Origin of the sequence: Nonomuraea sp. NPDC047897 (assembly GCF_043204415.1) — a bacterium.
Taxonomy (GTDB): Bacteria; Actinomycetota; Actinomycetes; order Streptosporangiales; family Streptosporangiaceae; genus Nonomuraea.
In genome coordinates this window covers 1-13,411 of sequence record NZ_JBIDCC010000003.1, presented here as the reverse complement: position 1 = coordinate 13,411, position 13,411 = coordinate 1, and the positions used below count along the sequence as shown (strand labels likewise).

General features: G+C 73.6%; 12 protein-coding genes. 5 read left to right on the top strand and 7 right to left on the bottom strand.

The window, feature by feature from the left end:
- Positions 1 to 7 precede the first annotated feature (7 nt).
- A complete protein-coding gene (locus ACGF0J_RS06945; protein WP_393142757.1) occupies positions 8 to 904 on the top strand; it encodes a family 16 glycosylhydrolase in 897 nt (298 codons plus the stop codon).
- A 141-nt stretch (positions 905 to 1,045) separates the two neighbouring features.
- Here ACGF0J_RS06945 and ACGF0J_RS06940 read toward each other — a convergent pair whose 3' ends face one another.
- Together ACGF0J_RS06940 and ACGF0J_RS06935 are read right to left on the bottom strand one after the other, a co-directional pair.
- A complete protein-coding gene (locus tag ACGF0J_RS06940; protein ID WP_393142755.1) occupies positions 1,046 to 1,969 on the bottom strand; it encodes an endonuclease/exonuclease/phosphatase family protein in 924 nt (307 codons plus the stop codon).
- Positions 1,970 to 2,154: 185 nt separating this feature from the next.
- Positions 2,155 to 3,873 carry a S8 family serine peptidase gene (locus ACGF0J_RS06935; RefSeq protein ID WP_393142753.1) on the bottom strand — a complete coding sequence of 573 codons (1,719 nt, stop codon included), beginning with the start codon at positions 3,871 to 3,873 and terminating at the stop codon, positions 2,155 to 2,157.
- A 171-nt stretch (positions 3,874 to 4,044) separates the two neighbouring features.
- Between ACGF0J_RS06935 and ACGF0J_RS06930 the strand changes: the two genes are divergently transcribed.
- The 3 genes from ACGF0J_RS06930 (at position 4,045) to argG (ending at position 7,520) form a co-directional block, all read left to right on the top strand.
- Complete coding sequence (locus ACGF0J_RS06930) at positions 4,045 to 5,148, top strand: diaminopropionate ammonia-lyase (RefSeq protein WP_393142751.1); 1,104 nt, start codon at positions 4,045 to 4,047, stop codon at positions 5,146 to 5,148.
- A 116-nt stretch (positions 5,149 to 5,264) separates the two neighbouring features.
- Positions 5,265 to 5,987, top strand: a complete 723-nt coding sequence (locus tag ACGF0J_RS06925) for a sulfotransferase family protein (RefSeq protein WP_393142749.1) — start codon at positions 5,265 to 5,267, stop codon at positions 5,985 to 5,987.
- Positions 5,988 to 6,071: 84 nt separating this feature from the next.
- A complete protein-coding gene (gene argG, locus ACGF0J_RS06920; protein ID WP_393142747.1) occupies positions 6,072 to 7,520 on the top strand; it encodes an argininosuccinate synthase in 1,449 nt (482 codons plus the stop codon).
- Positions 7,521 to 7,571: 51 nt separating this feature from the next.
- Here the strand turns inward: argG and ACGF0J_RS06915 are convergent, their stop codons facing one another.
- Together ACGF0J_RS06915 and ACGF0J_RS06910 are read right to left on the bottom strand one after the other, a co-directional pair.
- Positions 7,572 to 8,420 (bottom strand): amidohydrolase family protein, encoded by an 849-nt coding sequence (locus ACGF0J_RS06915; protein ID WP_393142745.1) that lies wholly within the window; start codon positions 8,418 to 8,420, stop codon positions 7,572 to 7,574.
- A 49-nt stretch (positions 8,421 to 8,469) separates the two neighbouring features.
- Positions 8,470 to 10,281 carry an aldehyde ferredoxin oxidoreductase C-terminal domain-containing protein gene (locus ACGF0J_RS06910; protein ID WP_393142743.1) on the bottom strand — a complete coding sequence of 604 codons (1,812 nt, stop codon included), beginning with the start codon at positions 10,279 to 10,281 and terminating at the stop codon, positions 8,470 to 8,472.
- 358 nt (positions 10,282 to 10,639) lie between these two features.
- Here ACGF0J_RS06910 and ACGF0J_RS06905 point away from each other — a divergent pair, with 358 nt between their 5' ends.
- Positions 10,640 to 10,927, top strand: coding sequence for a dihydrofolate reductase family protein (locus ACGF0J_RS06905; protein WP_393142741.1), 288 nt, complete (start codon positions 10,640 to 10,642; stop codon positions 10,925 to 10,927).
- 32 nt (positions 10,928 to 10,959) lie between these two features.
- Here the strand turns inward: ACGF0J_RS06905 and ACGF0J_RS06900 are convergent, their stop codons facing one another.
- The 3 genes from ACGF0J_RS06900 to ACGF0J_RS06890 form a co-directional block, all read right to left on the bottom strand.
- Positions 10,960 to 12,144 (bottom strand): RNA-guided endonuclease InsQ/TnpB family protein, encoded by a 1,185-nt coding sequence (locus tag ACGF0J_RS06900; protein WP_393142739.1) that lies wholly within the window; start codon positions 12,142 to 12,144, stop codon positions 10,960 to 10,962.
- Positions 12,137 to 12,583, bottom strand: a complete 447-nt coding sequence (gene tnpA, locus ACGF0J_RS06895) for an IS200/IS605 family transposase (RefSeq protein ID WP_393142737.1) — start codon at positions 12,581 to 12,583, stop codon at positions 12,137 to 12,139. Before tnpA ends, ACGF0J_RS06900 begins: the two co-directional genes overlap by 8 nt.
- 233 nt (positions 12,584 to 12,816) lie before the next feature.
- A complete protein-coding gene (locus ACGF0J_RS06890) occupies positions 12,817 to 13,269 on the bottom strand; it encodes a hypothetical protein (RefSeq protein WP_393142735.1) in 453 nt (150 codons plus the stop codon).
- Between the last annotated feature and the right edge of the window lie 142 nt (positions 13,270 to 13,411).

Here is a 13,411-nt window from a genome sequence, read left to right as displayed (position 1 = left end):
AACACGCATGTCCGAACAAGGGCTCAACCGGCGCCGGCTGCTGACCTCGGCGGCGGCAACCGTCGGTGGCCTCTCGTTGGGGCTCTCGCTCGCCCCCTCAGCGGCGCACGCCACGCCCCCGGCCGGCAACCGCACCCGCCGCGCCGGAGCCACGTGGGAGAACCTCATCGAGAAGTCCTCCTTCAACAGCCTGTCGGCCTTCACCCAGGAGTGGAACTACCTCTATCCCTGGGAAGGCGACGCCGACACCCACAACGGCGCCGCCAGGATGCGCGCCGGCCAGGTCTCCGTCAGCCAGGGCGTGCTGACCCTGACGGCGACCCGGCTGGCCGCGCCGGACGGGAACAGCCCGCACGCGCCGAACGCTCCGCTGTGGTACCGCTCGGGCGCCGTCCACGCCAAGGAGCAGATCCTCGTCAACGACCAGTTCCCCGAGTACGACATCGAGGGCGAGTTCCGCACGCAGACCGGCCGGGGCATCTGGCCTGCCTTCTGGACCACCGGCACCTGGCCGGCCTGGCCGCCGGAGACCGACATCCTGGAGTATGTCGGGGACTCCACGAACCTCTTCAACACCTGGAGCAAGGACGCGAACGGGGGTGAGGTCGTCGAGCGGGAACGCGTCGAGGTGGCGAACCCGGACGCCTGGCACAAGTACCGCGTCTGGATGTACAAGGAGGGCGACGACGTCATGCTCGACTACTACTTCGACGGGGTGTGGAAGGCGACCCATCGGGGGGTCGGCTGGGCCGGCGTCCCGCAGCGGCTCATCATCAACCTGCAGATGGGTTCCTACGCCTCCGGCGAGCCCGGCGACGCCGACTGGGCTCAGCAGCCCGGCCCCAGCGGCAACACCTATTTCCGCGCCCGCAACGTGTGGGTCGGTCGCACCCGCGCCTGGTGACGCGCCGCCCCCGAGGCGCGTGACGCCGACGCGCTGACGCGGGCCGGCCAGGCGGTCCTCCGGCAACCGCGCTTGCCGCGGTGGGCCGCCTGGCCGGCCTGGTGCGCGACGACGGCCTCTGCCGCGCCGGGTCGCGGTGGGTCACGGGAGCCGTACCTCGGCGAAGACCGGCCGGTGGTCGGTGTGCCGCAGCTCCAGCACGCGGAAGTCACGCACCGCCATCCGCGAGTCCACCAGCACGTGGTCGATCGTCACGCCGGGCAGTCGCCACGTACGGCCCAGCGCCTGCGGCCACGTCGCCGTGAACCCGCGTCCCATCACGTCGGCCGCGTCCCGATACCCGGAGGCGAGCAGCTCACGCATCGGCAGGTGGTCGAGCGTGGCGTTGAAGTCCCCCGCCAGCAGGCGCAACTGCTCGTGGCCCCGTGGCAGCGCGTCGAGGCCGCCCTGCCAGCACGGCTGCCGGCCGGTGCGCCTGGGCGCGCACGGGTGCACCGAGACGATCTCCACCCGGTCCCCGCCGGGATGCGCCAGCCATGCCCTCGCCTGCCCGAACGCGCCTATCTTGATCGTCTCTCCGGCCGTGAGCGGATGCCTCGCGTACACGGCGGACCCGCCGACCCCCGGCAACGGCCGCGTGACGGCGTGCGGCAACCTCGCACGCACGCCCGCCCGCTCCAGCCGCCGCAGGGCGTCCGGGGTGAGTTCCTGCAGCGCCAGCACGTCCGGCCGCATCTGGCCGACCAGGGCCATGAGCCGGTCGGTGTCCGCCCGGCCCACCATCAGGTTGACCGCCAGGACCCGCAACACCGGCCCGTCCGCGGCCGGGTTGCCGTCGGCGAAGGCCCGGGGCACGACGGCGCTCGCCAATGCCAGCGCGGCGACGATCCCCACCACCCCCGCCGCCCGCCGTCTCAGCACCCACGCCAGCGCCGCGCCGGCCACCGCCCCGGCCGCCGCGTACGGCGTGTACGCCACCACCGGCACCCACGGCCAGTCCGGCTCGAAGCCGCTCAGCCGCACCAGGGCCCACCCGGCGAACGGGACGACGGCGATCCAACTCATCCATGTACGCACACCTCTGTATCGCCGCCAGGCCCGCCAGGAGTTCACGGGGAGATGGCGTTGGACTCGGTGCACGTGGGGATCGCGACCGCCGAGCGGGCCCGGCGGCTGCCCGGCGCGGGACGCGCCGGGCAGCCCGCGGCTCGCCCGGGTGAGAAGCCGGTGAGCCGCGGGCGGCCGGGCGGTCAGCGGACGGCGCGCAGGGCGTCGACGGTGCCGAAGCCGTAGAAGCCGTTGCGGAGCCGGCTGCCCTCACAGACGTGCGTGGCGGTCACGGTGGTCCCGTTGGGCAGGTGCCTGGTGTAGGTGAACGCCCGCGGGTCGGGGCAGGAGGTCCTGGTGGCGCTCGCCTTGAGCGCCGCCTCCACGACGGCGGGGGCGAGGGTCCTGCCGCCGTGCCGCCGGTCGTGCTGCCCGAACCTGCTGACGATCAGCGCGGCCACGCCCGCGGCGCGCGGGGCGGCCATCGAGGTTCCCTGCAGGTACTGGTAGTAGCCGCAGACGGAGCCGTTGCAGTCGCGGACCACGTAGTCGACGTTGGGCGTGCCGTCGGCGTTCAGCTCGCCGCGCGCCCTGGCCAGCGACTCGGGGTAGGCCGAGAGCGTCGCCTTGGTGACGTCGCGGGTGTTGTCCGGGGTGTCGTAGACGTCGCCGCCGGGGGCCGAGACGTCCACGAACCCGTTGCCGTAGCTGGAGAAGTACGACTTGCGCTTGCTGACGCCCAGCGACGAGACGCTGATCACGTTCTCGGCCTCGGCCGGCATGGACACGCAGCTCGGCGGGATGGTCCGCTCGTACGGGGCCTCGCCGGGCACGCTGGCGAAGTTCGGGCTGCCGGTGTCGGTGTAGGTCTTGGTGTAGTCGGCGGCCTGGTTGCCGGCGGCGGCCACCAGGGTCACGCCGCGCCGGTGCGCGTAGTCCAGGGCGCGCTGGGCGGCCTTGATGACGGTGGCCTGCTCGGCCCGGTCGGCGGCGGAGTCGGCCGGGTTGTCGGTGCAGTTGAACAGCCACGGGTCGATGTAGTAGCTCATGTTCACCACGTCGATGCCGTGGTCGCCGGCGTAGGTGAGGGCGTCCACGCTGGGCTGGAGGAAGAAGTAGCCCGAGTCCTGGCCGGCGCGCAGGTTCACGATGGACACCTTGGGGGCGACGCCGGCGACGCCGAGCCGGTTGACCGGGGAGGCGATGGAGGAGGCCACGTGCGTGCCGTGGTCGTTCTCGTCGACGTCGGCGGGGTCCTCGCACGAGCGGTCGGGCTCGGCCTCGCACGGCCCGTCGACCTCGGCGCCGTTGGCGTCGACCGGGATGTCGAGGGTGAAGTTGCGGCTCAGCGCGGCGTTGAAGTTCGGCGCGATGTCGGGGTGCGAGCCGTCCACCCCGGTGTCGAGGACGCCGACGAGCACGTCCTTGCGGCCCTGCTGGTAGCGGTGCGCCCCGTCCGCGGTCGCGCGGATCTGCTTCATGTCCCACTGGAGCTCGGCCAGCGGCTCGGCTCCCCTGCCTGGGGTGCCGCGCTCGCCGCTCGCTCTGGCGCCGTGGCCCTCCTTCTCCACGGCCCTGGCCTCGATCGCCTTGCGGACCGCGGCGGAGGCGCGCGCGGAGTCGGGCACGCTGCCGATGGGGCGGTTGTGCACCACTCCCTCGATGGCGGAGCTGCTCCGGGCCGCGGCGGCGAACCCGGCGTTCGTGGTGGTGACCGTGGCGACGCCGACGGCGGTGTTCTCCTTGACGATCGTTCCGCCCGCGGCCTCGACGGCCTGCCGGGCGCCGGTGGCGCCCTCCTTGTAGAGGACGACGTACTCTGCCTGGGATTCCGCGACCTTGTCCGGCTGCCGGGCCTGGGCGGGAGCGACCAGGGTGGCGACGGCCAGGGCGGTGACGGCGACGACGGCGACGCGTTTCACGCATACCTCCGTGTGACGACAGATTCGCCGTCACTGTGAAGGGGAAAACGCCTTCGGCCTAGAGCGTCGATGATTTGTGGCCAAGGCGTGATCCAGTCCGGGCGCTTACCGGTGTGGCGCGGACGGCGGCTGTTTCGGTGGAGACTGGATCGTGAGACCAAGGAGAGTGCATTGACTTCGTCGCCGCCCACGCCGTCGTGGTACGCCCGGCCCGCCTCCCCGGCCCTGCGGTGCGCCCCCGCGCCCGCCGAGGTGCGGGGCTTCCACGCCGCGCTGCCCGGCTACGCCCCGACGCCGCTGATCGAGCTGCCCACGCTCGCCGCCGAGCTGCACGCCGGGCGGGTGTTCGTCAAGGACGAGTCGTCCCGGCTCGGACTGCCCGCGTTCAAGGCGCTGGGAGCGTCGTGGGCGGTGCACCGCGTCCTCGCCGAGCGGGCGGCGGCGGACGCCGGGGCACCGGCCGGGCCGCTCACCCTGGTGACCGCCACCGACGGCAACCACGGCCGTGCGGTGGCCCGCGTGGCCCGGCTGATGGACTTGCGGGCCCACGTCTTCGTCCCGCGCGGGGTGCACCGGCGGGCCGTGGCGGCCATCGCCGCGGAGCAGGCCGAGGTGACCCGCGTCGCGGGGCCGTACGACGAGGCCGTGCGCCGCGCGGCCGAGGCGGCCGCCGCCCCCGACGCGGTCCTCGTCCAGGACACCGCCTGGCCGGGCTACGAGACGATTCCCGGCTGGATCGTCGAGGGCTACTCGACCTTGCTCGCCGAGATCGACGACCAGCTCGCCGCCGCCGGGGTCGCCGGGCCCGATCTGGTGGCCGTGCCGGTGGGCGTCGGCTCGCTCGCCCAGGCCGTGATCACCCACTACCGTAGCCGGCCGGCCGGGCCGGGGCCGGCGCTGCTGTCGGTCGAACCCCACGCCGCGCCCTGCGTGCTGCACAGCCTCACCCGGGGCGAGCCGGTGAGCGTTGCCACCGGCGAGACGACCATGGCCGGCCTGAACTGCGGCACGCCGTCCACCCTCGCGTGGCCGTACCTGCGTGACGGGCTGGACGCCGCCGTGGCGGTGACCGACGCCGACAGCGCCCGGGCGGCCGGTGACCTCGCCGCGCTGGGCGTCTCGGCGGGCCCCTGCGGCGCCGCCTCGCTCGCCGGCGCCCGGGCGGCGCTCGGCGACGACAAGCGCCGGGCGAGCCTGGACCTCGGCCCGGCTCCGGTGGTCGTCCTGCTGAGCACGGAGGGAACGGCGGCCAACCCGGGCGCCCTCACGTTGTAGATCGGCGGGCGGGCCCGGCGGGTCACCGGCCACCCTGGACGGGTACGGCGAGCCTTCCCCGGGGACATCTCCATCGCGGCTGCGCGGGCGGCGCGCGCGACGACGGGAGCGTGGACATGGTGGAGGTCATCGGGGCGGGCCTGCCGCGGACCGGGACGACGTCGATGAAGGTGGCCCTGGAGCGGCTGGGCTTCGCCCCCTGCTATCACATGGCCGAGGTCATGACCCATCCCGAGCACGTCGACCGGTGGGTGGCGGCGGCGGCCGGGCAGGTCCGGACGCGCGAGGACTGGGACCGGGTGTTCGACGGCGGCTACCGGGCCACGCAGGACTGGCCCGCCGCGCATTTCTGGCGCGAGCTGGCCGGCGCCTACCCCGAGGCGAAGGTGGTGCTCACCGTGCGCGATCCGCGCGCCTGGTACCCGAGCATGCGGATGCTGACGTCCGGCGGGCCCCGGCCGGACCCGGCCGCCGAGTTGCCCGAGCCGGTCCGGCGGGCGCTCACGGCGATGGACCGGATGCGGCCCGTCCTCGATCTCATGGGCGGCTCGCACTTCGGCCCCGGCTGGCGGTTCGGGACCGGCCTGGCGGACGAGGAGCAGGCGGTGGCGGCGTTCGAGCGGCACGTGGCGGCGGTGCGCGACAGCGTGCCGGCGGAGCGGCTGCTCGTGTTCGACGTGCGCGAGGGGTGGGGGCCGCTGTGCGCGTTCCTCGGCGTGGCGGTTCCCGCCGGTGAGCCGTTCCCGCACCTGAACGACGCCGCCTCGATGCGGCGGGCGTTCGACCGGATGAGCGCGGGCGACCCGTCGTTCTCCCTGCTCGACGAGCTGGGCCGCTGACCGGCGCCGGCGACCTCGGGCGGGGCGACGAGGCCGCGAGCCGACGTTGCATGGGCATGCATTGGTGTGTATATACTTCTACTCGTGTCCAAGGTACTCACCTCCCTGCCTGTCGGCGAACGTGTCGGCATCGCCTTCTCCGGCGGCCTCGACACCTCTGTTGCGGTCGCGTGGATGCGCGAGAAAGGTGCGGTGCCGTGCACCTACACCGCTGACATCGGCCAGTACGACGAGCCCGACATCGCCTCGGTGCCCGGCCGTGCCACCGCGTACGGCGCCGAGGTCGCCCGGCTGGTCGACTGCCGCGCCGCCCTCGTCGAGGAAGGACTCGCGGCCCTGGCCTGCGGCGCCTTCCACATCCGCTCCGGTGGCCGCACCTACTTCAACACCACCCCGCTCGGCCGCGCCGTGACGGGCACCCTGCTGGTGCGCGCCATGCTCGAGGACGACGTGCAGATCTGGGGCGACGGCTCCACCTTCAAGGGCAACGACATCGAGCGGTTCTACCGCTACGGCCTGCTCGCCAACCCGTCCCTGCGCATCTACAAGCCGTGGCTCGACGCCGATTTCGTCGCCGAGCTCGGCGGCCGGCGCGAGATGTCGGAATGGCTGCTCGCCCGCGACCTGCCCTACCGGGACAGCACCGAGAAGGCCTACTCCACCGACGCCAACATCTGGGGCGCCACCCACGAGGCCAAGTCGCTCGAACACCTCGACACCGGCATCGAGATCGTCGAGCCGATCATGGGTGTCCGCTTCTGGGACCCGTCCGTCGAGATCGCTCCCGAGGACGTCACGATCGGCTTCGAGCAGGGCCGCCCGGTGACCGTCAACGGCAAGGAGTTCGCCTCCGCCGTGGACCTGGTGCTGGAGGTCAACGCCATCGGCGGGCGCCACGGCATCGGCATGTCCGACCAGATCGAGAACCGGATCATCGAGGCCAAGAGCCGTGGCATCTACGAGGCGCCCGGCATGGCCCTGCTGCACGCCGCGTACGAGCGGCTGGTCAACGCGATCCACAACGAGGACACCCTCGCCAGCTACCACACCGAGGGACGCAAGCTGGGCCGGCTGCTGTACGAGGGCCGCTGGCTTGACCCGCAGTCGCTGATGCTGCGCGAGTCGCTGCAGCGCTGGGTCGGCACCGCGGTCACCGGCGAGGTGACGCTGCGCCTGCGGCGCGGCGAGGACTACTCCGTCCTCGACACCTCCGGACCGGCGTTCAGCTACCACCCGGACAAGCTGTCCATGGAACGGACCGAGGACTCCGCCTTCGGCCCCGTCGACCGCATCGGCCAGCTCACCATGCGCAACCTCGACATCGCCGACACGCGCGCCAAGCTGGAGCAGTACGCGGGCATCGGCATGGTCGGCAGCTCGCACCAGACCCTGATCGGCGCCGTCCCGGCGGCCCCGACCAAGCTGATCGGCGCGATGCCGGAGGGCGGCGCCGAGGCGATCGCCTCCAGTGGCGAGGCTCCGGCCGACGACGAGCTGCTCGACCACGCCGCGATGGAGTTCGGCACCGACTGACTCACCCGGTGAGGCGGACGGCCCCCGTCCCGGCAGGTTCGGGGGCCCTGGTCACCTGGTTTCGGCCAGGCCGTAGAAGCGGGCGGCGGTGCCGCCGAGCACGGCGGCGCGGTCGGCACCGGACAGCTCCGACAGCAGCGCCCCGGTCTCCCGCCACACCTGGGCGTAGTCGCCGGCGAGCAGGGCGACCGGCCAGTCGCTGCCGAACATCAGCCGGTCGGGGCCGAACACCTCCAGCGCGTGCTCCACGTACGGCCGCAGGTCGGCGGCGCTCCACGTGAGCGGGTCGGCCGCCGTGTTCAGGCCCGACACCTTGGCGTACACCTGCGGGCACTCGGCCGCCCTGGCGATCAACGACGCCCACGGCTCCCAGCCCTTGGCCGCGATCGGCGGCTTGGCCAGGTGGTCGATCACCATGCGCAGGCCGGGCACCCGCTCGGCCAGCACCGGGACGTGCTCCAGGTGCCGGGGCAGCACCGCCACCACGTCGAACGGCAGGCCGGCGTCGGCGAGCAGGCCGAGGCCCTCGATCACGGCGTCCTGGAGCAGCCAGTCGGGGTCGGGCTCGTCGTGGACGAGGTGCCGGATCCCGGCGAAAGCGGGGTGCGCGCGGTAGCGGGCGAGCGCCTCGGCGGCCTCGTCGGGGCGGTGCAGCGGCACCCAGCCGACCACCGCGCCGATGAAGTCGTACGCGTCGGCCTGCGCCAGCATCGCGTCCGTGTCGGCGTAGGAGTCCATCGACTGCACCAGGACGGTGCGGTCCACCCCGGCCGCCGCGAGCTGCGGGATCAGCTCGTCGGGCTCGAACGTGCGGTGGATGGGGCCGAGCTCCGGCGTCAGCCAGGGGTAGGAGCCCGTCTCCAGGTTCCAGAAATGCTGGTGGGCGTCGACGACGGACATCCCGCCTCCTCACATGATCGAACGATTGAGCTTCGCACAGCCGAGCACGTCAGGGGGCGGCGGGGCGGGTCGGCGCCGTGCCCTGGTCGCGCCAGCCGAGTTCGGCGCGGAAGGCCGCGCGGGCTTCGGCGAAGGCGGTGCGGTCGAGGACGGCGCCCGCGTGCGGTCCCGCCGTGACCGGCTCGTCGTGCAGGCGGTCCGGCAGCTCGTCGGGGCCGCCGCCCTCCCGCTCGGCGTACGCGCGCAGCTCGTCGAGCCGCCGCTGTCCCGCCGCCAGCAGGTCGTCCAGCGTGAACTCCTCGCCCAGGACGGCGGTCACCAGCGCGGTCAGGTGGTCGATCGTGAGCGGCCGGGTCGGCGAGGAGGCGAACACGCACAGGTTGAGCGCGTCGAGCCCGCTCCACAGCCGCAGCAGGCGGGCGCTGCGGACGCCGCGCTCCTTGTCCAGCTCGCCCGCCGGCGCCGGCTCGGCGCCGACGCGGCCGGCCTCCGGGAAGCTGTAGGCGAGCCCCGCCTCGGGGTCGAAGTCGAGATCGTGTTCCAGCGCGTCGTACCGGGGCCCGCCGGGCGCGACGGCGTACCCGAGACCGATCCCCGGCTGGACGCGCGGGTCGAAGCAGGGCAGCTCCGCGCCCTTGACCGTCATGGCGTACGGGACCGTCGCGGGCCCGAGCCACCGGGCGGCCCGCGCGGAGCCTTCGGCGAGCAGGTCGCCCAGGGTGCCGCCGCGCCGCGCGATGGCCCTGATCAGGCGCGGCAGCGAGCCGGCGTCGCCGAAGGCGGGCCCGCCGGGCAGCAGCCCGCGCTCGGCGCACTCCATGGCGAAGGCCAGCGTGCCGCCGAGGGAGACCGGGTCGAGGCCGAGGTCGTTGCAGAGGGCGTTGGCGGTCAGGACGGTGTCGAGGTCGTCGATGCCGAGGTTCCAGCCGAGCGACAGGAACGCCTCCTGCCCGAGCCCGCCGGTCCGGCGTTCGGGGGTGTCGTGCGGGGCGTACACCTTGAGGCAGTCGTTCGGGCAGCCGGGACAGCCGCCGGTGGTGGCGACCGCCCGCCCGGCGTAGTCGGCGACGGCGGGGACCCGCAGGCCGTGCTCGCCGGGCACGGAGAAGTTGCGCACGGAGGTGTAGCCGGGGGCGGGCGGCTCGCCGGTCCACCCGGCGAACCCGGGCTCGCCGTGCTGGAGCGCGGCGAGCGGGTTCGTGGCGAGGGACCGGCGGTAGTGGGCGGTCAGCGCCGCCACGGCGGCCGGGTCGGCGACCTCGGCGGGGGCGCCGCCGACGCAGACGACGGCCTTGAGGTTCTTGGCGCCGAAGACCGCGCCGAGGCCGTAGCGCGCGGCGGGGAAGGCGAGGTCGGTCACCACGCTCGCGTACCTGACGAGCCGCTCCCCCGCCGGTCCGATGGCCGCGACGTGCGCGTGCGCGCCGTGGCGGGCGCGCAGCGCGTCGGTCGCCGCGGCGACGCCGTAGCCGCGCAGGTCCTCGGCGTCGTGGACGGTCACGTCGCCGTCCTGGACGAGCAGGTACGACAGCCGTTCGGCCCGGCCCACGACGGCCAGCGCCCCGGCTCCGGCGCCGCGCATCCCCGCGGCGAACGGCCCGAGGGCGTGCGCCTCGCCCGCCACGCCGGTGAGCGGCGACTTGGCCAGGAAGACGGCCTTGGCCAGGCCGGGCGCCGCGGTGCCGCCGAGCGTCCCGGCCGCGATGTAGAGCAGCGCCCGCGCGTCGTACGGGTCCAGCCCGGCGGGGGTGCGCTCGGCCATCAGGCGCAGACCGAGGATCGACCCGCCGAAGTGCCCTCTCTCGGCTGAGCGGTACTCGCCTTCCACGGTCCCGCTGGTCAGGTCGACGATGAACGGCACGAAAACTCTCCTCGGGCAGGTGGTGCGGGGACGGTACGGCGTGCGACGCCCGGCCGTACGGTTCCGGAGCCGCACGACATCACATAACCCTCAAAGGTCGCAACTCACCTCAATCTTCTGATCAGTGACCCGCCCGTAGCCCGCGGGACCATCCCGCCCGCGAACAACGGCGGCACCTCCCTCGCCTCACAGCCCCGCCCGGCCCCGGCACGCCAGATCCGGAGGAAGTCCACGCCGGGGCGGCGACCGTAAGAAATCCTTAAGCGGGACCCGGCAGGCTGAAGCACATGACGAGGCCCTCGGGCCCCGCGATCCCTCTCACCAGAAGGAAGACATATGGCGCAACACCCGCGTCCTGGTGGGCGAGGCCGCGGGGACGGTCGCCGACCTCAAGCGCGACACCGACGGCGAGATCCTCGTCCAGGGCAGCAGCGACCTGCTGCGGACGCTGCAGGAGGCCGAGCTGGTCGACGAGTACCGCCTGCTCGTCTTCCCCGTCGTGCTCGGCCGGGGCAAGAGGCTGTTCGCCGACGGCACCGCGCCGGCCGGGCTGCGGCTCACCGGGGCCACCGCCACGGGGGCCGGCGTCCTCTACGTGACCTACGAGTGGGCGGGCAAGCCGTCCTACGGCTCCGTCGCCTGGTGACTCCTCCGCTCCCTGAAGGAAGCGGCTTCTCGCTAAGCCGCTTGGGCAGCCTGGCGAAGGGCAAGCCCTGCCCTGAGGATGTTGGTCGCCGCGTTCACGTCGGCGTGTGCGGTGTGCCCGCACGTCGTACAGGCGAACGCGGCTTGGGTGAGGCGGTTGTCCTTCGCGCAGTGCCCGCAGCGGGCGCAGGTGCGGGAGGTGTTGGCGGGGTTCACTGCGATCAGCTCTCGACCGGCGCTTTCAGCCTTGTGCGCGAGGATCGTCAGGAACACCCCCCAACCCGCGTCGAGAATCGAACGGTTCAGGCCGGCCTTGGCGGCGACGTTGCGGCCGGGCGCGTCGATCGTGCCGGACGCCGAACGGGTCATGTTCGCGATCCGCAGGTCCTCGTGCACGATCACGTCGTAGTCGCCGACCAGGGCGAGCGCGGCCTTGTGCGCGTGGTCGAGGCGCTGCCGCCGGACCTTGGCGTGCAGCGCCGCCACCCGGGCCACGGCCTTGCGACGACGCTTGGAGCCCCGCTTCTTGCGGGCGAGGTCGCGCTGCGCCGTCGCGAGACGATCGGCGGTCGCGGCGAGGTGACGCGGGTTGGCCAGATGCTCGCCGTCGCTGGTGGTGACCAGCGAGGCGACACCCAGGTCGATCCCGGCGACCGCGCCCGTGGGGAGCAGGGCCTCGGCGGGCACGTCGTCGCACGACAGCACCACGTACCAGCGCGAGCCCTCGCGCTTGACGGCGATCGTCTTGACCCGGCCCTTGACCGGGCGGTGCCGGTGCACCCGGACGTGTCCGACGCCCTGAAGGCGCACGAACGTTGCGGCCGGATGCTCGGGCTGGGAGTCCCACCGGCAGCCGTCGCCGTCCTTCGGCCACTGCACCGTGTCGAACCAGCCCCGCCCCTTGAAACGCGGGAACCCCGGCGGGCGCCCGGCCTTGACCCGGTCGAAGAACGCCCGGAACGCCCTGTCCAGGCGGCGCAGCGTGGCCTGCTGGGAGGAGAACGACCACCGGCCCTGACCCTCACGATCGTCGGCGCGGATGTGCTTCAACTCCGCCGACTGATCGCCGTAGCGGACACTCACCCCGGCCCTGGCGTAGGCGGTGCGCCGGTGCTCCAGAGCGGCGTTGTACAGGGTTCGGTGATCGTCCAGGCATGCTGTCAGGGCGGCGGCCTGCCTGCTGGTGGGGCGCATCAGAAACTTGAAGGACCTACGCACGGCCACCCGCCTCGGGCGCCCGCTCGTCCCGCGTGTCGATGTAACGCCGCACCGTCCCGGCGGACACGGCGCCGACGGCGGCCACGAAACAGGACCGCGACCACAGCGTGGGCAACAGCGCGGGCAACCGGGAGCGAAGGTGCGCGAACTCGGCACGCAGGTGGTGGGAGGTGAAGCCCTTGAACTGGTTGGCCACATGCGACGGCGAGTTCCTCGGGTGTGGCTTGCCGAACAGGTGTACGTGCAGGTGTACGTGGTCGGGCATCACCTCAAGCGCCACGATCTGCCACCCGTGCTCGTCGGCCTTGGCGTGGATCAACTCCTCCAGGCGGGCCTTCACCCGCCCGCCAAGCACCGGGCGGCGGCACTTCGGACACCACACCACGTGGCACCCGAGGTCGTACGCCGCGCCAGGGGAGGGGCGCACCCGACGAGTCACCCGATCAATATGACAGCGTCGCACAACCAGTGCGTGGTGAACGGAGGCATCTGATGCGCGGACCCGACAGGTCAGGGCACGCTCGGGCCTTGACGGCCCTCCCGCTCCCTATTCCCCCGGCGGCTGAAGCCGCCGGTCCCCTCGGGAGGTTTTGATGGTCGCGCAGGCGGGCGGCGGCCGGGTCACGAGTCCGGCTCGCCCCGCCGCCGCCCAGCACAACCTGGTCGGCGCGGTCAGCGCGGGGCACGTCTGGTCGCCGTCGCGTAGGACCGGGTCATCGCCACGAGCAGCCAGATCGTGACGATGCCGAGGACTCCGTGGTACCACTGCCAGCCCACTCCGATCCCGACGAACCCGTCGAGGACCATGATACCGGCGCCGCCCGCGCCCGCCAGCAGCATCACCGTGAGCATCGCCAGCATGAGCGTTCTCGGCACCCGGCGTCCCGCCGCCGTGACGGTGGCGAGGGCGACGCAGGCGCCCAGCACCCCGGTCGCCGTCGCCGCCCACTGCCCGAGGGCGGGGTCCAGGAAGTAGTTCTCGGTCTCGGCGGCCGACACGGGCGGCCCTCCCGGGAACCCGAGTCTGGCCTGCGCGGCGAAGACGGCCTTGCCGGCGGCGTACGCGAGGAACAGCACCGCCACCGCGTACGCCGGCCAGCGTGGTGAGTGCGCAGAGTCAGCCATGCCCCCACGGTAGGAACCGCTCCCCGGCGGGGGGGGGGGGGGGGGGGGGGGGGGGGGGGGGGGGGCGGGGCGCGGGGGGGGGGGGGGGGGGGGCGGGGGGGCGCGCCCCCCCCCCGCCCCCGCGCGCCGGGGGCGGGGGGGT